This is a genomic window from Leucobacter sp. cx-42, assembly GCF_014529985.1.
Classification (GTDB): domain Bacteria; phylum Actinomycetota; class Actinomycetes; order Actinomycetales; family Microbacteriaceae; genus Leucobacter.
Genome location: NZ_JACVMU010000010.1, coordinates 1 through 22941, shown reverse-complemented (window position 1 = coordinate 22941; position 22941 = coordinate 1). Strand labels below are relative to the sequence as shown.

The window sequence follows — 22941 nt, the reverse complement described above, 5'->3', positions numbered from 1 at the left end:
CCCTGTTTTTCGGCCACCCCCAGGGGTAGCCTGACCCCATGGAAGCAGCAAGCGAACCGCAGGACTCAGCGAAGCACGCGGAAGGGCAGCCCGACAACGCCGCGTCTGCTGGCCCCACACGACGCTCAGTGTTGCGCAGTGGTGGGCTGCTTGCTGCGGGCGCAGCGGTGGGCGCTGCCGGCCTGGGCGCCTGGCGTTCTGCGGAATCACGTGCACACCCTGGTGACCCGTATATTCCGCATGAGTTCTCGGTGCCCAAGCCACGACAGAATCCCGGATTCGATCACCTGGTGGTGTTGATGGGGGAGAACCGTTCGTTCGACAATGTGCTCGGGTATTTGTACACCCCTGATGAACTCCCGCCAGGCGGGAAGTTCGAGGGGCTGGCGTTTGGAAACTACAAGAACACCGCCGAGGACGGCACTGAGGTTGCCGCGCATCGGTACTCAGGCCCAACTGACAAGATCATGCGGCAGCCAGACCCTGACCCTGGCGAAGAGTACCCGCATGTGAATACGCAGATCTTTGGCGAGCAGAACTCCGGCAACCGGGGCCGTGACGTCGGTGACATGAAGCCTCCGTACAACGCGCCTGCGAAGGGGGCGCGTGGATCCATGAGCGGCTTCGTGCGTGACTACGAATCTGAGTTTCTGCGTATCGCGGGCCGTGCGCCATCGGCGGCGGAGCGCAACCAAATCATGGGCTCCTTCGACCCGGCAATGTTGCCAGTGGTGTCGACGCTCGCTCGTGAGTTCGGGGTGTTTGACCACTGGTTCTGCGCGGTACCTAGCCAGACGTTCTGCAATCGAAGCTTCTTCCACGCATCGACCTCGCACGGCTATGTCACAAACCAGCACGGTGGCGGGTACGAGAAGTGGCTGCAGGCCGCCGCTACGCCGACCGTGTTCAATCGGCTCGAAGAGGCGGGGGAGAGCTGGCGCATCTACTTTGACAAGCTGCAGCTAGTGTCATTCACCGGTGTCATTCACGCACCAGTGCTTGAGAAGTACTGGAAGACCGAGCACTTCGCAACAATGGAGCAGTTCGAAGAAGACGCGAAGAACGGCACCCTTCCGGCGTACGCATTTGTTGAACCGCGAATGACCTTCAACCACAACGATTTCCACCCGCCTGTTGGCGTGCTGCGCGAGAGCGAAGTCGACAAGATCGACGTCTACAATGGCGCCCTCTCTGACGTTCGCGCGGGTGACGCACTCGTCCACCGGGTGTACACCGCGATCCGCACAGCAATGTCAGAGCACGGCTCGAACTACCTCAACACGGCGATGTTACTGACCTTTGACGAACACGGCGGCACGTACGATCACGTGGTGCCCCCGGCAGCAGAGAATCCAGATGCTGAGGCAGGCGAAATGGGATTCACCTTTGACCGACTCGGAGCCCGGGTGCCCTCGATTCTCGTGTCTGCACACGTGGAACGCGGCAGCGTGTTCTCTGAAGTCATGCATCATGGATCGCTGGCAGCAACACTGAGCGAACGTTTCTCATTTGAACCGCTCACCGTGCGTGACAAGAACGCTCGTTCGTTGGCAGGGAGCTTTAACCGCAAGGTTCCGCGGCATGTGTCTGACTGGCCACAGCCAGTTCCCGCGTTCGTTCCGCCGAATCCAGAAGACTCTGGTCACCCTGCTGACGCTGATCCAGACCGGCCATTAAGTCCGCCAGCGAAGGGACTGCTCGGGTTGCTGCTCGCCAAGTACGGCGACGCGACCGAAAAGGCGAACCCGCCGCAAACATTTGCTGAGGCGTACGCGGTACTCCAGAAGTATGGTCAGGGTCTCTTCGGGGTGTGATCCGCGCCTCGCTCGAATCACACGATTGACGGGGCCGGATCAATGATCGCCGTACCTAGCCAGCGGCGATCATCAGCTCCCGCACCTCGCGACGCAGCACCTTGCCGATGAGCGAGCGTGGAAGCTCGTCGACGACATCAACGCGCTTGGGAACCTTGTAGGCCGCAAGTCGGCTGCGACAGAAGGTGCGCACGGCATCGGTATCGACGTCAGCGCCCTCGCGCACGACGATCGCCGCAGCGACCATCTCGGAGCCGTCACCGCGGGGGAGTGCCACGACTGCGGCGTGATCGATGTCGGGGTGCGAGACGAGCACTTCTTCGACCTCGCTCGGGGAGACGTTGAAGCCACCAGTGATGATGAGCTCCTTCTTCCGGTCGACCACCGTTACGAAGCCGTCCTCGGAGACGGTCACGATGTCACCGGTTCGGAGCCAGCCGTCCTGCAGCAGGGTCTCGGCGGTGTCGTCGGGGCGGTTCCAGTAGCCCTTGAAGACCTGCGGGCCACGCAGCAGGAGCTCGCCGGGCTGGCCGGGTTCGACCTCGACGGTCGGGTCGTCAGGATCAATCACGCGGATCTCGGTGCTCGGGAACGGCACACCAACCGAACCGGGGCGACGGGCCGGGCCAGCGGGGTTACCGAGCGCAACGGGCGAAGCTTCGGTCATGCCGTAGCCCTCGACGAGGAGTCCGCCGGTGACTTCCTCCCAGCGCTGCACGGTCGAGACCGGGAGCGGCATCGCGCCCGAGATAGCGAAGCGGATCGTCGACAGGTCGAGGTCACCATTCAGTGCCTCGCGGGCGAGCCGGTCATACATCGGCGGCACACCGGGCAAGAACGTCGGCGGTGACTTCTTCGCTGCCTGCTTGACGAGGTCGACATCAAAGGTCGGGAAAAGTACGAGGCGTGCGCCGATGCTCATTGCAAAGGTGAGACAGAGCGTCAGGCCGTACGCGTGGAAGAGGGGGAGTACGCCGTAGAAGACTTCGTCACCCTCGTGGAGGCCGGGCAACCACTCGCGGCCCTGCATCGCGTTCGCGCGCAGGTTCGCGTGGGTGAGGATCGCACCCTTCGGGCGGCCGGTCGTGCCGCTCGTGTACTGCAGCACGGCAATGTCTTCGAGCTGGGGGCCAGCGACGCGCTTCGAGATGCGGTGGCCAAGTAGCGACTCCCACGGGCGCATGTCTTTCGACGCCGGCTTCGCGGTGAGCTTCTTGCGTGCGGTGCGGGCCTTCGAGATCGGGAGGCGCAGCGCGAACTGCTGCAGGCCGGGCATTGCTTTCGTCATGTTGACGGTGATGATGTGGTGCGGGCGTACGTCTGCGGGGAGCGCATCGATCTTCTCGCTCGCGACATCCCAGACGATTGCGACGGTCGCCTCATGATCTTCAAACTGATGGCGCAGTTCGCGCTCGGTGTAGAGCGGGTTGTGCTCGACTACAACGGCGCCGAGTCGCAGCACTGCATAGAACGCGATGACGTGCTGCGGGCAGCTCGGGAGTACCAGCGCTACGCGGTCGCCCTTGCGCACACCGAGCTTGCGGAGGCCGGCAGCGGCACGTTCGACCTCGTCGTACAGTTCTTTATACGTGGTGGTGCGCCCGAAGAACTCGAGCGCGACGTTGTTGGCGAACCGCTTGGCGCTCACCTTGAGTGCGTCGGGGAGGGTCTGCGTGACCTCATCAATTTCGGGACGCACGCCCTCGGCGTAGGAAGCGAGCCACGGTCGCGCCTCATCTGGCTGAGCCTGGTTGTTCGCTGCAGTCATGTGCTGGCCTCCCTGCCAATCGGTATGAGGCGAGCCTAGTCTCTGTCACATCCCCCGTGGGGTATCTATTTCCAGGTGCGGAGGTGTGACTATGAAGTGACTCTGCGTGGTTTGGGCAGGTGCCAACCGCGGGCATATGACGTCAGTCGGAGAGCGGTAGCAACCACGCCACCGACGGCGGTCGCGATGAGGAGATGGCCGGTCATCTGAGTGATCAGCGTAGCGATGATCGCGCCGACTATGGCCGAGACGGCGTAGAGCTCTCTGGTCAGCACACCTGGCACGTCATTCACGAGTACATCGCGAATCACGCCACCGCCAATAGCAACAACCGTGCCGACGAATACGGCCGTGACGAAGCCAAAGCCCTTCTCAGCAGAGATCGCGGCGCCGTACGCGGCAAAGATTCCGAGGCCCAGCGCATCGAACACGATCTCAAAGATACGAATCTTCGAGAGGCTCGGGTGGAAGAAGAACGTCGCGAGGGACGCAAGTAGCGCAGATGTCCAGTAGGGCCAGTGCGTGAATGAGACCGGCGGGTGAACACCAAGAATCATGTCGCGGATCACGCCGCCACCAATACCCGTAGCCAGACCGACGACGAGCACTCCGAGGAGGTCAAGATTGTGGCGGACTCCAACAAGTGCGCCGGATACGGCAAACGCAACAATGCCAATAATCCACAGGGCCTCGATGACCCAGCCAGCAATTTCAACCATGCCCATATTTTATATGGCCGTGGGGGAGTGGGTTCGGAAGGAGCAGTGCCCGGTGCTCGTCAGCGACCGAAGTAGATCTCGTCTGTGCCCCTGGGACTAATTTCGGAGCGGGTGAATTGCGGCTCGACGGCCTTTGACTACGCAGTTAGGGTGAGTGGGCGCTAGCTGTCGGAAACTTGCGGTTTCACTTCAAAATCTGTCATCGGCACGACTGAAACCGGGAATGCGGGATCAACACTGAAGTTGAATGAGTGCTAGGTCGCGCTTGCACCAAAAACACTCACTCATTAAGCGCTTATCTAGAATACGAAGTCCGACGGAAGATAACGCTGGAGCGCTATCGGCGGCAAATCCGTTTGAAGAACGTACTTGCCTAGGAGAATGTAAAAGAGCAGGAGCGGATGCTCCGTACCTGACTTTAGGCGTTTCGAACCGGGAAAAGGAAGCGCATCAACGCCTCTTGCGTTGTCGTCAGAATTCGCGATAACCCCACGGTTAAGAATGCAAACCGTGTCGATACGATGCCAGAGTTCAGAGTTGCTTTCAGCTTGCAACATCGCATTCGTGACAGAGTCGAGGGTCGGGCCATCAAACGATAGGACGAAGTACATCGGAGGTAGTTCTGACCACTTCTTTCCGTAAGCGTAGGTATAGCTCTGGAGAGGGCTGTCCTGCCGGAAGTAAGCTGACTTATCGAGAGTCTTAAGTGCTTTGGCGCTTTCATTGATTGATTGAATGTCGCCTACTTTTAAACTCGTCTTCACCTCGATAGCGGCGATTACACCCTCGACGGGGACGATCCGATTGGCGCTCTCCTCATCTGAGAAGAGAATTGGTGTTCGGGGAGAGTCGTACAGGATGACATCAAGTTGATTGCTAATTGCACCATGTTGGTCAATTACTTGCCCATGGGCTACCCCGATGGAATCTGGAAGATGAGTACGGAAGAACTTGCGAACTGCGCTTTCTACGGCTTCGCCCTTGGTGAGGTTATGCTCAAAAGCTAGTCTGCTGGCCTCGATTGATGTCGAGAGCTGTTTGGAGACGCTAGTCATAATATCCACAAGATTCACCATGACTTCAAGCCTATTCATTAAGTGATATTGGACTTAAGAGGAGCGACGACGGAGATCTGTAGCGTCTCGGATTGGGGCCCTCATAGGTGCGGCATTTTGACAAAACCAGGGGGCCTGACTTTAGATTTGGTGAGTGATTCCCAATGGTTCCTGGCTGATCAGTTGGAACCAACCATGGCCGGGCGGCACTCCTCGTCATAGGCGCCCGGGGTGAGTGGTGCTGGCCTGCGAGCGGAGCTGCTTGAGCGTGTCGCCAAGCTTCACCCTGCCGAAACCGACCGTTTCTCCCGAAACATGGCCTTTCATGCGTATGAGAGGGGTGATCTCGGCAGAAACCCCTGGTTTCGAGGGGTTGGGGCTGGGCGGTGCGAGAAACCCCTGGTTTCGCGGGGTTGCCCCCCCAAGGAGATGGGCGACGCAGAGCGCCGGCTGCCTGATCCGGCTGCCCGATCCGCCAATTCAGCGTCACAACACCAAAAAGACCCGGTCACATTCCGTGACCGGGTCTTTACTCTGGTGCGCCCCAAGGGATTCGAACCCCTGACCTTCTGATCCGTAGTCAGATGCTCTATCCAGCTGAGCTAGGGGCGCATGCTGCCGAATTCTCGGCCGCTAGCTGTTGATCTCTCAACAAAATACCCGGCCACTTTCGTGACCGGGTATTTTTAGCGGTGCGCCCCAAGGGATTCGAACCCCTGACCTTCTGATCCGTAGTCAGATGCTCTATCCAGCTGAGCTAGGGGCGCATGCTACTGATTACTCAGTCGCTATACCGTTGATCTCTCAACAAAAGAAAACTTTACACGGCCTTCCCGCGAAACAAAAATCAGGGCGCTAAGATTTCGCATCCCGCGAGTGTCGTTGGGTCGGAATTCCGCATAGATCTCCCGCTGAACGCCTATTTCCCTCAGAAACTGCGGGTACTCTGGACGTTGTGCCTATGAACACTTCGAGCGAACATTCGTCCACGACTGAGCCCAATGCTGCACTGATCCGCGCAGAAGGCCTGATTGCCGAGCTGCCTGATTACCCGGCTCCTGGCATCCTCTTCCGCGACATCATGCCGCTGCTTGCCGACGGCGATGCACTTCGTGCCACCGTCGAAGCGATGATTGCGCCCTTCGAGGGCAAGTATGACGTCATCGCGGGTCTGGAGGCGCGTGGCTTCCTGCTTGCTTCTGCTGCCGCATACGCTGCGGGTGTTGGCGTGATGCCGATCCGCAAGGCAGGCAAGCTCCCGCGTCCGGCCGCAAAGGCCGACTACGCGCTGGAATACGGCACCGCGTCGATCGAGGCGCACAATGACTTCCCGCGCGGCACCCGTGTGCTGCTTCTTGATGACGTGCTTGCGACCGGCGGAACCCTCGCCGCAGCCCGCGAGCTCATGGCCGAGCTTGGCTACGTCGTCGCCGGCACCACCGTGCTGTTCGAGATTGACGGGCTTGGCGGACGTGACGTGATCGGTGATCCCGATCTGCACACGGTCTTCCATAACGCGCACGAAGCGCAGTAACTAGATTTGAGCTCCATGTCACTTTCCCCTGCATCCGCTGCATTCTTCGCCGGACGCGACCAACTGCTGTCCCTCGCGGGCGACCCCGCGCGCGCTCGCGAAGAGTTCGTCTGGCCCGACGTTGGGCCAGACTTTAACTGGGCGCTCGATGCCTTCGACGTCATCGCGGCCGGCGACGATCCCGCGAGCGAGGGCGGCGACGCGATCGCACTCTGGATCGCAGAGCAGAACGGCACCGAGCAGCAGGTCTCGTTCGCCGAGATGAAGCGACGTTCCGATCAGGTCGCGAACTGGATGCGCAGCATCGGTGTGCGCAAGGGTGACGTTGCGATGCTCATGCTCGGCAACCGCCTCGAGCTCTGGGAAATCATGCTCGCGTCGATGAAGATCGGCGCGGTTATCCTGCCGACCTCAGTCGTGCTCGGCTCGCACGAGCTGGAAGATCGCGTCGCCCGCGGCCAGGTCAAGTGGGTCTTTGCTGCGCCCGAAGATGCAGTGAAGTTCACCACCGTTCCCGGCAAGTACCGCGGCGTCTGCGTCGGCTTCGAGGCTGCTGACAAGAACCAGCGCGCCGCGCTCTGGGACTGGTCGCCGTATGACGAGGCGCGATCCGCCTCGCAGGCTCCGATCTCACGGGTGACCGTGAGCGAGGATCCCGCGCTGATCTACTTCACCTCGGGAACTACGAGCCTGCCCAAGATCGTCGTGCACTCGCACACGAGCTACCCGCTCGGTCACCTCACGACGATGTCGTGGATCGGCGTGCGCCCCGGCGACATTCACTCGGTCATCAGCGCACCCGGTTGGGGCAAGCACGCATGGTCGAGTTTCTACGGACCGTGGCACGTTGGCGCGACGATCTTTGTTGCGAACTATGCAAAGTTCGACGCGGATCACCTGGTCTCCGAACTGGACCGCGTCGGCGTGAATACCTTCTGTGCGCCGCCCACCGTGTGGCGCATGCTCATTCAGAAGAAGCTCGAGCACAAGCCTGCAGCCCTGCGTGAGGTCGTGTCGGCTGGCGAGCCGCTCAACCCCGAGGTCATCGCGCGGATCGAGGACTGGTGGGGCCTGACTATCCGCGACGGATACGGTCAGACCGAAACCACCGCCCTCATCGCGACCATGCCGGGCGACAGTGTTGTGGCAGGCGCAATGGGTCGTCCGTTGCCCGGCGTCGACGTTGTGCTCGTCGACCCGATGACCGGCGAACTGGCTGCTGAGGGCGAAGTTTGCCTGCGCCTCGGTGCAGAAGATGGCGGATCGGCCACCCGCCGACCCGTCAATCTCATGCCCGGCTACTTCGGCAACCCCGAAGCGACCGCAAAGGTCACCGCCGGCGGATACTTCCACACCGGCGATGTGGCTGAGGCTGATTCTTCTGGTGTCTTGACCTTTATTGGTCGCACCGATGACATCTTCAAGTCCAGCGACTTCAAGGTCTCGCCGTTCGAAGTTGAGAGCGCGCTCATCGAGCACGAGTTCGTTGCTGAGGCGGCCGTCGTTGGCGCACCCGATGACACTCGGCTCAACGTCACCAAGGCGTACGTCGGGCTGGCGCCAGACGTTGCAGCTGATGGGGAAGCCGCGCGTGCGATCCTGGCGCACGCACGCGTGGCGTTGCCGCCGTACATGCGCGTTCGTCGAGTGGAGTTCTTCGAGCTGCCGAAGACGATCTCGGGCAAGATCCGCCGCGTTGAGCTGCGCAAGCGCGAGGTTGAGGCCTTCGATGCTGGCACGCGCATCGAGAGCGAGTGGCGCGAGGAAGACTTCCCCGATCTGAAGCGCTAGGCCCGTGGCGCCCGCCCTTGCCGGCGCCACCTCCCCCACTTGTGGGTAAACCCCTCGAAAAGGGCTCTTTCTCCCGAAACAGGCAGTTTCATGCGTATGAATCCCCTGTTCTCGAGAGAAAGAGCCCTTTTCGCTGCCCTGGTCTGTGCTGACGGAGCCTCAGGCAGCCCGGCCGTCGGCCGGCCCGTCTTTTCTTGCGCGCATGCGCGCGGGGTGGCGTGCGCGGGTGGGGAACGCGCCCGAACCTGAGCTTGAACTCATCCACGGTGAAAGCGGAAGTTTGGCCTAAGCCGGGCTAATACAACAGCCTTTGGCGCGAATTACACACATGTAATTATCCACATGTGGATAACCTCATGTGTGTAATTACAAAGTTGGTCACATCCCAGTCGTGGCAATGATTTTGAACTCGGTTGCGCGCGGGCGTTTCGTGCTATGTGTGAGAAACCTGAGAGATTCTCGTCAAGTTATACACAGTTATGCACAAGTTGTGCACCGACGTCCCGGGCGTGTGGGGATAAGAGGCCGGGCGTGTTCGCCCGAATCCGGGGTGCAGCGTCGTGAATCGTTTGCGTGACGAGAAATGGTATGCGTTCGGACGCCGAGCTAGAGCGTGGCGAAGCAGCGCTGCACGCGCTCGAGCCACCACGCTTCGCGATCGGGCGCCGCCCGGAACCGCTCGAGCGCCTCTGGGGCAAGCACAGGGCGTCGCATTGCGAGCTCACCGTCTACGGGAAGCAGCGGATCCGCCGCCACATCGCCATCAAGCAGCGCAACCGTGGCAAGGCCACAGGCACCAGCGAGCATTCCCTCGGGAAGTGCGGCAGCGAGGTGTAGGCCCATAGAGATACCAATTGACGTGTCGAGCGCGCTGGAGATGACGACGGGGAGTCCCGCTTCTGCAACGATGTCGAGTGCCGAGGCGATGCCGCCGAGTGGCTGCGCCTTCACAATGAGGAGATCCGCGGCACCGGCGCGGGCCACAGCCAAGGGATCCTCTGCCTTGCGCACGCTTTCGTCGGCGGCGATGCGCACCGATCCGCCCAACATGTCGCGCAACTGTGCCAGCTCGGGCACGGTCGCAACGGGCTGTTCTGCGTATTCAAGGTCGTAGGGCGCGAGCTTGGTGATTGCCTCGTGTGCTTCGCTCACGGACCAGCCGCAGTTGGAGTCGATGCGGATCCGCGCCTCCTCACCCATGATCTCTCGAACAGCGGCGACGCGAGCAATATCGTCGGCGAGTGATTGGCCGCGTTCGGCAACCTTCACCTTTGCAGTGGTGCAGCCCGGGAAGCGCTCAAGAATGTGAGCAACGCTGTCTGCAGCAACTGCGGGGACGGTCGCGTTGACGGGAATTGTTGTGCGCAACGGTGTTGGCACCGTGCCCCAGCCGTACTCGAGGGAAGCCGCGAGCCAGCGCGCGGCCTCGGCGTCGTCATACTCAGGGAAGGGCGAGAACTCGCTCGCGCCGTTGGGCGCATCGAAGATGACGGCTTCGCGAACGGTGATCCCGCGGAACCTCGTGCGCGTGGGAATCGCAACCACGTGCGCAGATGTGAGCAACGCTTCGAGTGACGGAGAAGTCATACTGTGATCTTCCCACGCCGGGGTGTGAGCGTTGATGGATCCGCGCGGTGCGATGCTGGGTGGCAGGTGCGCATAGCTGTCTGCAGCGGCCGTAGGCGAAGTAGGCTGGGCACATGACGACGCAGGATTCACAGCCCAACCAGGCGCGCAAGGTTTCTGACATCTTCGACCCCGAGGTGTGGGAGGTGGCGCCCGGTTCCGAGCGCTACACCGACATCACCGCGCACCTGAGTCTTGATGGTCGCATCGCGCGCATCGCGTTCGACCGGCCAGAGGTGCGCAATGCGTTCCGCCCGCGCACGGTTGACGAACTCTACGACGCGCTCGATCGCGTGCGTGTAAACCCCCGTGTTGGCGTTGTGTTGCTCACAGGCAACGGTCCGAGCGCGAAGGACGGTGGCTGGTCGTTCTGCTCGGGCGGCGACCAGCGTATCCGCGGACGTGACGGCTACAAGTACTCAGAAGACGAGACCGCGGTCGGTCCCGAGGCATCGGCACGCGCTGGTCGCCTGCACATCCTTGAGGTGCAGCGCCTGATCCGCTTCATGCCGAAGGTGGTTATCGCGCTGGTTCCCGGTTGGGCTGCCGGTGGCGGCCACTCGCTCAACGTGGTCTGTGACCTCACGATCGCGAGCCGCGAGCACGCAAAGTTCAAGCAGACCGATGCCGACGTCGGGTCGTTCGATGCGGGCTACGGCAGCGCGTACTTCGCCCGCCAGGTCGGCCAGAAGTTTGCGCGTGAGATCTTCTTCCTCGCTGAGACCTATGACGCGGATCGCGCCCGCGAAATTGGTGCTGTTAACGAGGTCGTCCCGCACGCTGAGCTCGAGACCAAGGGCATCGAGTGGGCACGCACGATTCTGGGCAAGTCGCCGACCGCGATCCGCATGCTCAAGTACGCGATGAACGCCGTCGACGATGGCATCGTTGGCCAGCAGCTCTTCGCTGGCGAGACCACGCGCCTGGCTTACGGAACTGACGAAGCTGTTGAGGGACGCGACTCGTTCCTCGAGAAGCGCGACCCCGACTGGTCGGCGTTCCCATACCACTACTAAAAGTTGAGTTCGCGCGAGGCTCGCTAGCGTCTCAACCCCTCGAAAGGGCCCCGTTCTCCCGAACGGGGCCCTTTCTTGCGCAAGAAAGACCTCATCTCGGCAGAAACCCCCTGTTTCGAGGGGTCGCGCCGGAAGCCGGCGAGACCCCCGGTATCGCGGGGTTCGCACCGAAGCGCAGGCAGAGACCCCGGCTGTGAGTGAGCTAAACCCGAAATACGCGACCCCGGGTACGATTAACGGGTGACTTCTTCGCAGACGCTTCGCGCGATTCCCGTAGATGACCGAGCGTGGTTGATTGCCGCGCTCGGCGATGCCCTGCAGGGTGGAGCCCCGGTGCTGCCGGTCGGCCCGGGCATTGATGAGCAGGCCGTCGACAAGCTGCGCGCTGCCGACCTTCCCGAGGGCACGGCGGTTGTCGTTCGCACCTCTGGTTCGAGCGGAATCCCGAAGGCTGTCGCACTTTCGGCCGCATCGCTCCTCGCGAGTGCAGAGGCAACCCACGCCGTGTTTGGCGGGCCCGGTCAGTGGCTCGTCACTCTTCCCGGGCACCTCATTTCGGGCCTGCAGATGCTCGTTCGCAGCGCAGCTGCTGGCATTGACCCCGTGTTCTGCGACGAAGCGGGCGACCCCGCGGCGCTCCTCGCTGCGGCAGAGACCATGGATCATGACCGCCGTTACGTTTCGGTCGTTCCCGTGCAGCTCGAACGCCTGCTCGACCTTGCAGAGAACGACGAAGACGCTGCAGACACCCTTCGCCGCTTCGACACCGTGCTCGTCGGCGGCCAGGCGCTGTCGCTCGACCTGCGCACGCGCGCATACAACCTTGGCGTGAAGATCCGCCGCAGCTACGGTATGACCGAAACCAGCGGCGGATGCGTCTACGACGGTGTCGAAATTGGTGACACGGGGGTGCGGATCCGCCAAGGCGAAGTCCAGCTCTCCGGTTCATGCCTGGCCCTTGGATACATCGACGATGCTGAGCTCACTGACGATCGTTTCATTGAAGAAGTAAATCGTGCTGGCGAGCTTGTGCGGTGGTACCGCACTGGCGACGCAGGTGAATTGCTCGGCGGAATGCTGACGGTCACCGGTCGCATCGATCGCGTGCTCATCAGTGGTGGTATCAACGTGTCGCTCGACGAGGTCGAGCGTGTGGTCCGCGAACACCGTGGCTGGGGGAGCGCAGTAGCGTTGTCCACAGGCGCAATTGGTGTTCCCGCGAACGAGTGGGGCGACCGTCCCGTGCTCGTCGTGGAGGCGCCCGCGGGCACTGACCGCGAAGACTTTGAGGAGATCCGCGCCTCAGTTCACAGCGCGCTCGGCCCGGCAGCGGTGCCCGAGTGGGCAGTGGGAATTGAGGCCATGCCGCGGCTCGCGGGGGGCAAGCCGAACCTGCGTGCGATCGCAGAATGGCTGGCGGATCAGGACCTCACCGCACTCGAAAACCTCGACTCGAACTCAGGAGACGCTCGATGAACCAGGCTCGCGAATCGCAGAACCAGGCGCAGAACAAGCTCAAGTCCGGCAACCCGGCAACCCGCGCTGCGGCTGAGCGACAGGTTGCTGCGGGCGCTCCGCCCCGCATCACCTGGCGCAACTGGGTCGGTGGCGCGCGTCTGCGCACCCTGCCCCTCGCGGTCGCGCCCGTCGTTGCGGGCGCAGGCATTGCGAACATGCTGCAGGCGTTCTCTTGGCCGCTTTCGATTCTCGCGCTCGTGGTCGCAGTGTTCCTGCAGATCGGTGTGAACTACTCGAATGACTACTCGGACGGCGTGCGCGGCACCGACGAGTATCGCGTCGGCCCGGCTCGCCTGACCGGATCTGGCCTCGTCAATCCCAAGCACGTGCTCATCACGGCGCTCGTGTTCTTCGGGCTGTCGGCGGTTGCTGGCCTTGCCGCGGTCGTCATCAGCGGTCGCTGGTGGTTCCTCGCAGTGGGTCTCATCGCGATCGTGGCCGCCTGGTTCTACACCGGTGGCAAGAAGCCGTACGGCTACATGGGTCTCGGCGAGATCATGGTCTTCATCTTCTTCGGCCTGGTAGCAACTGTGGGAACCGTGTGGCTGCAGAGCGACATCATCCCGCAGGAAGCGTGGTTCGCTGGTGTCGGTATCGGCCTCTTCGCGGTCGCAGTGCTGGTCGTAAATAACCTTCGCGATATCCCGACTGACCGCCTTGCTGGCAAGAACACGCTCTCGGTGCGGATCGGCGCAGGCTGGTCAAAGGCGCTCTTCATCGCGTGCGTAGTACTGCCATTGCTGGTTCCCGCGATCTTCCTGATCTTCTACCCGGGCATGCTGTTCGTCTTCTTCGTACTCGTACTGGTGGTTCCCGCGATCATCATCGTGCTCACCGCGAAGACTCCCAAGGAACTCATCCTCGTACTGCAGCTCACGAGCTTCGCTGCGCTGTTCTACGGCATCGGCCTCGGCTACGCCTTCGGGTTCTAAGCGGCGAGCTTCCCCGCCTCAGCCTCCTAGAACAGCCAACCCCGCGAACGTGGCCGTTTCTGCCGAGATCACCCGTTTCTGCGGTCAGAAAGGGCAGATCTCGGCAGAATGAGGTCATCTCGAGGGGTTGAGCGTAGCGAGCACTGCGTCGCGGCACGGCCGCGAGAGAAAAGGCGCCCGGTAGTGAATCACTACCGGGCGCCTTCCGTACTTCTGAAGTTTATGCGCGAGCTTCGGGCGCCTCAGGCGCATCGGCCTCAGTCGTGGGCTCTGCCTCAGCCGCCGCCGGTGCAGCCTCAGCCGAAGCCACGTCCGCTGCCCCCGCAGCTGGCGCTGCCGAACCCGGCTCGTCGAGAATGTCGTCCTCAACGATGTCATCTGCGGTGCGGTCGCGGTTGCGCCAGTCGTAGATGCTCTCGGATGCCTGCTCGCGCGGCTTCGACAAGAGCAGAATCGACAGTGCGACGCCAATCAGCGTCGCGAATCCGGCTGACCACCATGGGCCAAGGCCAATGAGGTACAGCACTACCAGCGGGACGAAGAAGAACGCCAGGCGCAGGAGAGTGTAGGTCAGCCATGCTTTGCGATTGCTACGGTTTTCGGTCACGAACGGCAAGTGTACCGGCGCACGCTGAAGACGACCCTCAGGCCAGCGGAAATCGCCTATCCACAGGCGCGTAGTTTGCTCGGACATCGCCCAGCACACCCGAGTAGCATGGGGTCATGGTTCGGTTCTTGATCGTAGGCGTCGTACTCGCCGTTGCATTCACACTCTTCGCATTGGTTGATGCGGCGATGACCGATGCCAAGCGCGCCCGCGGCGTCGCGAAGCCAGTGTGGATCATCTTGATCGTGCTCCTCCCCGTGATCGGTGCGGTGCTCTGGCTGCTCGTCGGCAAGGGCAAGACGGCTCAGGCACAGGTCTTGGCGCCTGACGACGACCCGCGCTTCACTGGCCCAGCACTCTCCGAGCAGGAGAAGAGCGTGCTGAACGACCTTGAGGCGCAGCTCCGTGCGCTCGACAACGAGGTGTTCCCCGGTGAGGGTGCGACTGATCACACTGACCACTCACACGATGCGCAGAAGAGCACTGCGCCGAGCGACGACGCGAAGCCGGCGTCAGAGCCGAAGCCGCAGTCGGGAGCTGGCGAGAACCCCAAGGACTCGGCTGACAATGCTGACCCCGAGAATGGTTCGCGTCGTTCATGAGCGCAGGTTCCGCGCCCGCCGCGCCCGCTCCCGCTTCGATCTTTGCTGTTGAACTCCTCGCAGGCCTGATTCGCCGCGGCGTGCAAGACATCGTTGTCTGCCCTGGCTCCCGTTCGCAGGCGCTCGCGCTTGCAGCAGCTGATGCAGAACGGGCTGGCGCGATCCGCCTCCACGTACGTCATGACGAGCGGGCAGCAGCCTTCTTCGCACTCGGTCTTTCTCGTGAGACCGGGCTCCCGGCCCCCGTGGTCGTGACGAGTGGAACCGCGGTCGCCAACCTCGCGCCCGCCGCGCTCGAGGCGCACGAGGGCCGCGTCCCATTCATCGCCCTGAGCGCGGATCGCCCAGCAGACAAGCGCGGCACCCGCGCAAGCCAGACCACGCTCCAGTACGACATGTTCGGCGCAGCGGCCCGACTCTCGCGCGATGTCGCACCGCCAGAATCGCAGCACGCAGAAGACCCTGATGAGCTCGCGCGCGACGCATTCGCGGCAGCGCTCGGTCGTGCCGGCGGTCAACCCGCCGGTCCGGTGCAGTTGAACCTGCAGTTCCGTGAGCCGCTCTCAGGCACGGCAGGCTTCGAGGCGATGATCGCCGGTGGCTTCGCCGCCGCGGCTGAGGAGGGTGCGGAGGCCCGCACGATCCGCGCCCTAGAAGCAGGCAACGTCGCAGCAGCAGCGTTCGGCACCGCGACGATCAACACCTTTACGCTCGAGTCCGAGCATGATGCAGATGCTGTTGCCGATGCGCGCACCGTGGTCATCGCTGGCGCAGCAGCAGGCACCGAGGCAACCGACTTTGCTCGTGCCGCAGGGCTCCCGCTCCTCGGTGAGGTGGTGAGCGGCTGCCGTGAAGGTGACGAAGCGATCACCGCCTATGCAGTGCTGATCGACCAGCCCGCCCTCGGCGGAACCGTCAACCGCGCAATCGTATTCGGCCACCCAACGCTCACGCGCCAGATTGGCGCGCTCGTTGGCCGCGCTGACGTCGAGACGATCGTCGTTGATCCGCACGTTGATACTGATCACTACGATCCAGCGCGCTCGGCGCGCATCGTGCGCCACGCTCGCGTCGCCCCCGGCTACGACCGTGCGACCAACGCGAGTTGGCTTGCTGCGTGGCAGTCGGCGGATCGTGCCCACGCAGTAGCCGTTCCCGCCATCGCCGCGGGCGCTGCGCCGTCGCGTCGCTCACTTGTTGCAGCGGTGTGGAACTCCACGGCACCGACAGATCGCCTCATGCTTGCAGCCTCTCGCCTCGTGCGCGTACTCGACGGGGTCGCAGCACCGCGCACGGTTGATGTGCGTTCGAACCGCGGTCTTGCTGGCATCGACGGGACGATTGCGACCGCCGCGGGCATTGCCTTCGCGAGCCAGTCTGTAATCCCAGACAGCGTGACGCGGTTGCTCATTGGCGACGTTGCACTGTTGCATGATGCGACCTCGCTCTTCGCGCCAGCGGGAGAGCAGGTTCCTCGCATGCAGATCATCCTCGGCAATGACGGTGGCGGCACGATCTTTGATGGCCTCGAGGTTGCCAGTTCAGCTGAGCGATCAGCCTACGAGCGCGTCATGTTCACGCCGCAGACAGTGAACATCGCGGCCCTCGCAACGGCAGCAGGCTGGCAGCACATCCTCGTCGAAACGCAGCAGCAACTTGAAGAGGCGCTCGCAGAGACGGTTACGGACCGAACGTTCATTGAGGTCGCGCTCGCGCGCTAACTGGCGTCGGTGGCGGCTGCCGCTAGGCGCCGAACGCCGTCGTAATTGGCCGGAACTTCGAGACGGTCTCAAGTAGTTCGTGCTCGGGGTCTGAGCCTGCGACGAGTCCGCCGCCGGCACTCGCCACGATCGACCGGGTGCCGTCAACGGGGCCGCCGATCTGTGCACAACGGAGCGCGATAACCCACTCACCGTCGCCGTTGCCATCAATCCAGCCGACCGCGCCAGAATAGCGACCACGATCAAACGGCTCGAGCTCATGAATGACCTCGACAGCCTCAATCGTCGGGGTGCCGCCGATCGCTGCCGTCGGGTGCATCGCAGCAACCAGCTCCAGCGTCGTCACATCCTCTGCGAGCTGCGCGCGTACGTCGGTTGCGAGGTGCCACACGTTTGGCAGTTGGAGCGCGAAAGGTTCCTCGCTCGTGGTGAGGTCGGTGAGATGGGGACTCAACGTCGTCACCACGCTCTGCGCGGCAAAGGCGTGCTCGTGCTGGTCTTTGTCGCTCGCGAGGAGTTCTGCACGAACTGCCTCATCGGCAACCGCATCAAGACCCGTGCGGGGACGCGTGCCGGCAAGCACGCGAGCCTCAAATTTGCCGTCGATGACGCGTGCGAGCGTCTCTGGGCTCGATCCGACAAGTCCATCAATGGCGAAGGTCCAGCAGTTTAGGTATTCGGCGCTCAGTCGCGCGAGGGGCGTCCGGATGTCGGCGTCTGCCGCGATCCGCCCCTCCAACTGCCGCGAAAGCACGACCTTCTCCAGATCGCCAGCATCGATGCGGCGCACAGACTCAACGACACCCGCGGTGTATCCGGCAATGGTGCCGGGGGACTGCGCGGTGCAGCCCGAAGCAGTAGCAAACGTTTCGGGGGAGGCGAGATCGATGGCGTCCCACGCTGCAAACGGCGTCGCGACCGGAATTTCAGCGTTGCTCACGGGCACGACTGCGCCAACAACAGCGTCAGCAGCAGCGCCAGCGTCAGTAACGCTCACCTCGGTGCGCCACATCTGGTCACCGGATCGCCCGATGATCGTCCGCGGCACAATCAGTACGCTTACGTGTTCGCTGCGCGCGTCGAACGTGAACGTGCCAAACGCCAGCAGTCCAGTGCCGGGCAGGCCAACCGGGTTTTCCACGGTGGCGGCAGCTGCGATCCGCCGCCACATGCGCGAGGCCTCGGTGAACCTGTGGGCACCGCTGAATTCGAGGCGGATCGCCTCACCAATTCCCACGGCTCCGCGGTCACCGCGGTTCCAGTACAGGGGCTGCTGCGGGTCAGCGAATGCCAACAACTCAGGCAGCTCGCCGTCTGTGAGCAACGGTCGCGTCACCGAGCGAAGCTGCGGGACAGACGACTCAGACACACAACTAATCTAGCGCGGTCGACTGGGAAAGTTTGAGGCGCGCTGCAAGTGCACCACTATATGAGAGTTCATGTCAGTGGAACGGGCTAGCATGGTGGGGTGACTCGCCCAGATACCGCGACCAAGGCCGCCGCAGACGTCTCCGCAATGTTTGATGACGTCTCCACGAAGTATGACCTCATTAACGATGTTTTGACGTTCGGCAGTGACCGCTATTGGCGCCACATGACGACGGAAGCGGTTGCGCCGCACACCGGCATGCGTCTGCTCGATCTTGCTGCAGGCACCGGTACTTCTTCGGCATCTTTCGCCGCGCGCGGTGCACACGTCGTCGCAGCTGACTTTTCTGAGGGCATGCTCGCAGAGGGCCGCCGCCGCCAGGCTGGCAACGAGCGCATCGAGTTCCAGTGGGCAGACGCGACTGATCTTCCATTCGAAGACAACTCGTTCGACGCGGCGACCATTTCGTACGGTCTCCGTAACGTACAAGACCCGAAGAAGGCCATCGCTGAGATGACCCGCGTAGTGAAGCCGGGCGGCCGCATCGTGATTGCCGAGTTCTCGCGCCCAACCAACGGTCTCATCCGCCTGGGTTATGGCATTTACGGTCGTCAGATTCTGCCCCGCGTTGCGGGTCTCATTAACCGCAGCGCTGCAGCTGCGTATGAGTACCTCAACGAGTCGATCGAGCAGTGGCCCACGCAGGAGGATCTCGCGAAGTGGCTCCGCGAGGCCGGCCTCGAACGCGTTGGCTACCGCAACCTCACCTTCGGTATCGTCGCGCTTCACCGCGGCTTCGTGCCGGCTGAGGCGCCCACCGAGAGCCCCGAGTCTGGAGATGCAGAGTGACCGATCCGATCGTCGCTGACACGACTACTCAGGCGCTGCCGATGCGCATGTTCCGGAGCGCGCACGAGCGCCGCTTCGAGAAGAAGATGCGCGAGCAGCTCGACCTCATCGAGGTCGGCCTGAACGAGCACCTCACCTTTGCGTCGCCCATCGCAGACGCACCCGCGCGCTACCTTTCTGAGGCAGGCGGCAAGCGGATCCGACCCGTTCTTACTGTGCTTGCAAGCCAGCTGGGCGATGGCCCGAACGAGCTCGTACGCCGCGCTGCGCAGGCCGTGGAAATGACGCATCTCGCATCGCTCTACCACGACGATGTCATGGACGATGCAAAGCTTCGCCGTGGTGTCCCCGCAGCACAGATCGTCTGGTCGAACTCGGTCGCGATCCTCGCGGGCGACTTGCTGTTTGCGCGTGCTTCGACGCTCGTGTCTGGCATGGGCGAAGACGCGATTCTGCTGCAGGCGCGCACCTTCGAGCGCCTCTGCCTTGGCCAGCTCCATGAGACCGTCGGCCCGCAGCCGGAGGACGACGAGATCGCGCACTACATCCAGGTGCTTGCAGATAAGACCGGTGCCCTCATCTCGACCGCTGCGCGCATGGGCGCAATGTTCGGCGGCGCAAGCACCGAGGTCATTGAGGCAGTCACTGAGTATGGTGAGCGGATCGGCGTCGCCTTCCAGCTCATCGACGACGTCATCGATCTTTCCCCGAAGAAGGAACAGACCGGCAAGCGCGCTGGTACCGACCTTCGCGCGGGCGTAGTCACCCTGCCCCTGCTGCTGCTGCGCGAGCGCGCGGCACAGGGCAATGAAGCTGACGCGGCTCTCTTGCAGCGCATCGACGCAGGTGTCGAAGCGATTGCCGGTGGCGCGGATCCCGCAGTTCTGGACCCCGAGGTTGAGGCACTCCGCAACCACGAGGTCACGCTGGAAACCGAAGCTACCGCCCGCAAGTGGGCAAACGATGCTGTCACCGCACTCGACGTGCTCCCGAAGTCTGCCGTGAAGCAGGCGCTCGTGGAGCTCGCCGATGCGATCGTGACCCGAGAGGGATAAGTACCTATGGAAAAGATGCGTGTTGCAATTGTTGGCGCGGGTCCCGCAGGAATTTACGCGGCAGACCTGCTGCTGAAGGCCGAGCGCGACTTCGATGTCGAGGTGGACCTGTTTGAGCAGCTCCCCGCACCCTACGGCCTTGTCCGTTACGGTGTCTCGCCCGATCACCCCCGTATCAAGGGCATCATCACCGCGCTCCGCGACGTGCTCGACTCGGGTGCGATTCGCTACTTCGGCAATGTCCGCTACGGCGTTGACGTCACCCTCGACGACCTGAAGAAGCACTACAACGCGGTCATCTTCTCGACCGGCGCGATCCGCGATGCAAATCTCAACATCCCGGGTATCGACGCTGAAGGTTCTTACGGCGCAGCTGACTTCGTGAGCTGGTTTGACGGTCACCCCGACGTGCCCCGCACCTGGCCCCTCGAAGCGCAGAGCGTTGGCGTTATCGGTAACGGCAACGTTGCGCTCGACGTCTCACGCATGCTCATTAAGCACGCAGATGACCTGCTGCCGACTGAGATTCCCGACAACGTGTACGAGGGTCTCAAGGCAAGCCCGATCCAGGAACTCCACCTGTTCGGTCGCCGCGGCCCCAAGTACGTGAAGTTCACGCCGCTCGAGCTCCGCGAGCTCGGCGAGGTTCGCGACGTCGACATGGTCATCAACGAGGCAGACTTCGATCGCGAAGACGCCTACGCAGACGAGACGCTCATGAAGAACAAGCAGGTCGTTGTGATGACCCGCATCATGGACAAGTGGCGCGCTGAGCAGAAGGAACGCGAGGCCGGCGACGTCGCTCCCGCATCGCGCCGTCTGCACATGCACTTCTGGTCGAAGCCCGTCGCGGTCGTCACCGAGGAAGGCCGCGTCACCGGCCTCAAGATTGAGCGCACCGCACCCGACGGCAACGGCGGAGTCATCGACACCGGCGAGTTCGAAACCATCCCGATGCAGTCGCTGTACCGCGCGATTGGCTACTTCGGTTCGCCGCTCGACGAGATCCCCTTCAGCGAAGAGCGCGGTGTCATTCCCAATGACAAGGGTCGTGTCCTCGACACCACCGGTGAGCAGATTCCCGGCGTCTACGCGACCGGCTGGATCAAGCGTGGCCCGATTGGTCTCATCGGCCATACGAAGTCCGACGCTATGGAGACCCTCGAATGCCTGATCGCGGATCAGGCAAACCTGTGGTCGCCCGAGGCGACCGACACCGAGGCGATCCCTGCCCTGCTTGAGTCGCGTAACGTCCCCTATACAACCATTGATGGCTGGCACCGCCTTGACGCTCACGAGCTTGCGCTCGGAGAGGCTGCGGGCCGTACCCGTATCAAGGTGGTTCCTCGCGATGAAATGACCAACATTTCGCGCGGTGAGTAACGTGTTTGGCGCGTAGCGCTCGCTGACTGAGGTGCCCGGTTCCGTTTGGAGCCGGGCACTTTTGTCTGCACCGGATCAAAGTATCGAGCACTCACCCAGTACAGAATTGGTCACCATCCACAGGAAACTGGACTATTTTTCCCTGGGGTTTTAGGGTTCATTGAGGGGGGGCATTCTTACCAATTTTCAGAAATGGTGAACGCCTTGAACAATTCAGCCGTAAGGTTTTCTGTCAGGCCGCGCAAACGGTCGGCATCGCGGGCAGTCGCAGTCATTGCCAGTGCGGTAGTGCTTGGTGCATCAGCCAATTTGTATTCGAGTGGGCCCGCGCAAGCGTGGGAAGGGTATCTCTACACGACCATCGGTGAATGGGGAATGAGTGGTACAACGGCTACCGGGCTGATTGCAAACAGCAGTATGGGGAGTGACCGCGGGCTCTTCCGAATCCCCAACCTGGGAAACACCGCAGACATTCTCTACCAAACTGACACGGGTGAACAATGGTGCCTGGCAGCTGAACAACCAGATGCCGTAAATGGCTTGCGATGGATCCCGGTTGGCGAGGGCACCTGCCAACTCGTCACCACGGTGCGCGTTGGTGCCACCTGGACGCAGTTTGGCTTCGTCGCGAAAGACGGGAAATACCGCGGAAAGTATCTCGGCCCGAGGTCGGGTTCTCATGACATCGTGTGGGGTGGGAGGAGCTACCACTTCATCCAAACGCCATTCCCCATCAATTACGTCGAGATTCTGGGTCAGTCGACAGTGAGCGTGACCCAAACACCGCTCATTTACGGCAGGGCAATTGGGCGCAACGATCTGACTCTGAGAAACGGTGCTACCGATGAGCTGCTGGCGACAGTTTGGGTCGAGCGTGATGGGTACTGGTTCTACCGATTCAAGCATCCCTTGGCATGGGGTGACGAGGTCGACGTCGTGGCGACACAAACCGTCAAAGGTAAGACCTCGACAGCCCGGCTGAAAGTCAAAGTAGCTGAACTTGCAACGATCAACCTCGACGCGCTGGACGCAACGGCCCGTACCGTGACCATGAGCGGGCGTGCGACACCGGGTTCCTTGATTGGTATTTACAACGCAGAACGCACGATCATCTGGCGGCGAATTGTCAATCCCGAAGGCGTGTGGGCCCCAGTTACCATCCCTAACCTGTCATACGGCAAGAACGAATTCTTCATTGAACAACACATTCTTGATCAAGAAGTGGTGAACCCAGCTGGTGCGTCGGTGGTCTCCTTTGACCTTGTGAAGCCAGCACCACCGAAAGAGCCGGAGCCGCCGAAGCCGCCGAAGCCGCCGGAGCCGCCGGAGCCGCCGGAGCCGCCGAAGCCGCCGGAGCCGCCGGAGCCGCCGAAGCCTCCTGATCCGCCGGAGCCGCCGAAGCCTCCTGGTCCGCCGGAGCCGCCGGAGCCTCCTGGTCCTTCGGGGGATCCTGATCCGCCGGAGCCTCCTGGTCCTTCGGGGGATCCTGATCCGCCGGAGCCTCCTGGTCCTTCGGGGGATCCTGATCCGCCGGAGCCTCCTGGTCCTTCGGGGGATCCTGATCCGCCGGAGCCTCCTGGTC

18 protein-coding genes and 2 tRNA genes are annotated in these 22941 nt (G+C 62.4%); 12 read left to right on the top strand and 8 right to left on the bottom strand.

Going from position 1 to position 22941, the window contains the following annotated elements; translation table 11 throughout:
- The first annotated feature begins 38 nt into the window (after positions 1-38).
- Positions 39-1814 (top strand): alkaline phosphatase family protein, encoded by a 1776-nt coding sequence (locus ICM05_RS10195; protein WP_188024480.1) that lies wholly within the window; start codon positions 39-41, stop codon positions 1812-1814.
- Between the two features lie 55 nt (positions 1815-1869).
- On the opposite strand, the gene ICM05_RS10190 is transcribed toward ICM05_RS10195, so the two are convergent.
- From ICM05_RS10190 to ICM05_RS10170, 5 genes are all read right to left on the bottom strand, one after another.
- Positions 1870-3582, bottom strand: a complete 1713-nt coding sequence (locus ICM05_RS10190) for a long-chain-fatty-acid--CoA ligase (protein ID WP_188024479.1) — start codon at positions 3580-3582, stop codon at positions 1870-1872.
- Positions 3583-3671: 89 nt separating this feature from the next.
- Positions 3672-4301 (bottom strand): trimeric intracellular cation channel family protein, encoded by a 630-nt coding sequence (locus ICM05_RS10185; RefSeq protein WP_188024478.1) that lies wholly within the window; start codon positions 4299-4301, stop codon positions 3672-3674.
- A 299-nt stretch (positions 4302-4600) separates the two neighbouring features.
- On the bottom strand, positions 4601-5377 hold the full coding sequence (locus tag ICM05_RS10180; RefSeq protein WP_188024477.1) for a DUF6602 domain-containing protein: 777 nt from the start codon (positions 5375-5377) through the stop codon (positions 4601-4603).
- A 514-nt stretch (positions 5378-5891) separates the two neighbouring features.
- Positions 5892-5968, bottom strand: a tRNA-Arg gene (locus ICM05_RS10175).
- Positions 5969-6049: 81 nt separating this feature from the next.
- Positions 6050-6123: transfer RNA gene (locus tag ICM05_RS10170), tRNA-Arg, on the bottom strand.
- A 194-nt stretch (positions 6124-6317) separates the two neighbouring features.
- Between ICM05_RS10170 and ICM05_RS10165 the strand changes: the two genes are divergently transcribed.
- Positions 6318-6890 carry an adenine phosphoribosyltransferase gene (locus ICM05_RS10165; RefSeq protein ID WP_188024476.1) on the top strand — a complete coding sequence of 191 codons (573 nt, stop codon included), beginning with the start codon at positions 6318-6320 and terminating at the stop codon, positions 6888-6890.
- A 15-nt stretch (positions 6891-6905) separates the two neighbouring features.
- Complete coding sequence (locus tag ICM05_RS10160) at positions 6906-8681, top strand: AMP-binding protein (RefSeq protein ID WP_188024475.1); 1776 nt, start codon at positions 6906-6908, stop codon at positions 8679-8681.
- A gap of 606 nt (positions 8682-9287) precedes the next feature.
- Here the strand turns inward: ICM05_RS10160 and ICM05_RS10155 are convergent.
- The gene (locus ICM05_RS10155; protein WP_188024474.1) at positions 9288-10268 is read right to left on the bottom strand and encodes an o-succinylbenzoate synthase; all 981 of its coding nucleotides are present in this window, start codon (positions 10266-10268) and stop codon (positions 9288-9290) included.
- Between the two features lie 113 nt (positions 10269-10381).
- On the opposite strand from ICM05_RS10155, the gene ICM05_RS10150 reads away from it, so the two are divergent.
- The 3 genes from ICM05_RS10150 (at position 10382) to ICM05_RS10140 (ending at position 13773) form a co-directional block, all read left to right on the top strand.
- Positions 10382-11323: a 1,4-dihydroxy-2-naphthoyl-CoA synthase gene (locus ICM05_RS10150; RefSeq protein ID WP_188024473.1), complete on the top strand. Its 942-nt coding sequence runs from the start codon at positions 10382-10384 to the stop codon at positions 11321-11323.
- Between the two features lie 240 nt (positions 11324-11563).
- On the top strand, positions 11564-12799 hold the full coding sequence (locus tag ICM05_RS10145) for an AMP-binding protein (protein WP_353055885.1): 1236 nt from the start codon (positions 11564-11566) through the stop codon (positions 12797-12799).
- Entirely contained in the window at positions 12796-13773 is a 978-nt protein-coding gene (locus ICM05_RS10140) for a 1,4-dihydroxy-2-naphthoate polyprenyltransferase (protein ID WP_188024472.1), read from the top strand. The genes ICM05_RS10145 and ICM05_RS10140 overlap by 4 nt, the downstream gene beginning before the upstream one ends.
- 220 nt (positions 13774-13993) lie before the next feature.
- On the opposite strand, the gene ICM05_RS10135 is transcribed toward ICM05_RS10140, so the two are convergent.
- Complete coding sequence (locus tag ICM05_RS10135) at positions 13994-14380, bottom strand: DUF4229 domain-containing protein (protein ID WP_188024471.1); 387 nt, start codon at positions 14378-14380, stop codon at positions 13994-13996.
- Between the two features lie 116 nt (positions 14381-14496).
- Here ICM05_RS10135 and ICM05_RS10130 point away from each other — a divergent pair, with 116 nt between their 5' ends.
- The gene (locus ICM05_RS10130) at positions 14497-14982 is read left to right on the top strand and encodes a PLD nuclease N-terminal domain-containing protein (RefSeq protein WP_188024470.1); all 486 of its coding nucleotides are present in this window, start codon (positions 14497-14499) and stop codon (positions 14980-14982) included.
- Positions 14979-16703, top strand: a complete 1725-nt coding sequence (gene menD / locus ICM05_RS10125; protein ID WP_188024469.1) for a 2-succinyl-5-enolpyruvyl-6-hydroxy-3-cyclohexene-1-carboxylic-acid synthase — start codon at positions 14979-14981, stop codon at positions 16701-16703. The genes ICM05_RS10130 and menD overlap by 4 nt, the downstream gene beginning before the upstream one ends.
- 22 nt (positions 16704-16725) lie before the next feature.
- Here menD and ICM05_RS10120 read toward each other — a convergent pair whose 3' ends face one another.
- Positions 16726-18072 carry an isochorismate synthase gene (locus ICM05_RS10120; RefSeq protein WP_353055884.1) on the bottom strand — a complete coding sequence of 449 codons (1347 nt, stop codon included), beginning with the start codon at positions 18070-18072 and terminating at the stop codon, positions 16726-16728.
- Positions 18073-18171: 99 nt separating this feature from the next.
- Between ICM05_RS10120 and ubiE the strand changes: the two genes are divergently transcribed.
- From ubiE to ICM05_RS10100, 4 genes are all read left to right on the top strand, one after another.
- Positions 18172-18921, top strand: coding sequence for a bifunctional demethylmenaquinone methyltransferase/2-methoxy-6-polyprenyl-1,4-benzoquinol methylase UbiE (ubiE, locus tag ICM05_RS10115; protein WP_188024468.1), 750 nt, complete (start codon positions 18172-18174; stop codon positions 18919-18921).
- Positions 18922-18962: 41 nt separating this feature from the next.
- On the top strand, positions 18963-19976 hold the full coding sequence (locus tag ICM05_RS10110; protein WP_188024586.1) for a polyprenyl synthetase family protein: 1014 nt from the start codon (positions 18963-18965) through the stop codon (positions 19974-19976).
- A gap of 6 nt (positions 19977-19982) precedes the next feature.
- Positions 19983-21359, top strand: a complete 1377-nt coding sequence (locus ICM05_RS10105; RefSeq protein WP_188024467.1) for an FAD-dependent oxidoreductase — start codon at positions 19983-19985, stop codon at positions 21357-21359.
- A gap of 375 nt (positions 21360-21734) precedes the next feature.
- On the top strand, positions 21735-22941 hold a 1207-nt coding region (locus ICM05_RS10100; RefSeq protein WP_188024466.1), incomplete at its 3' end, for a hypothetical protein.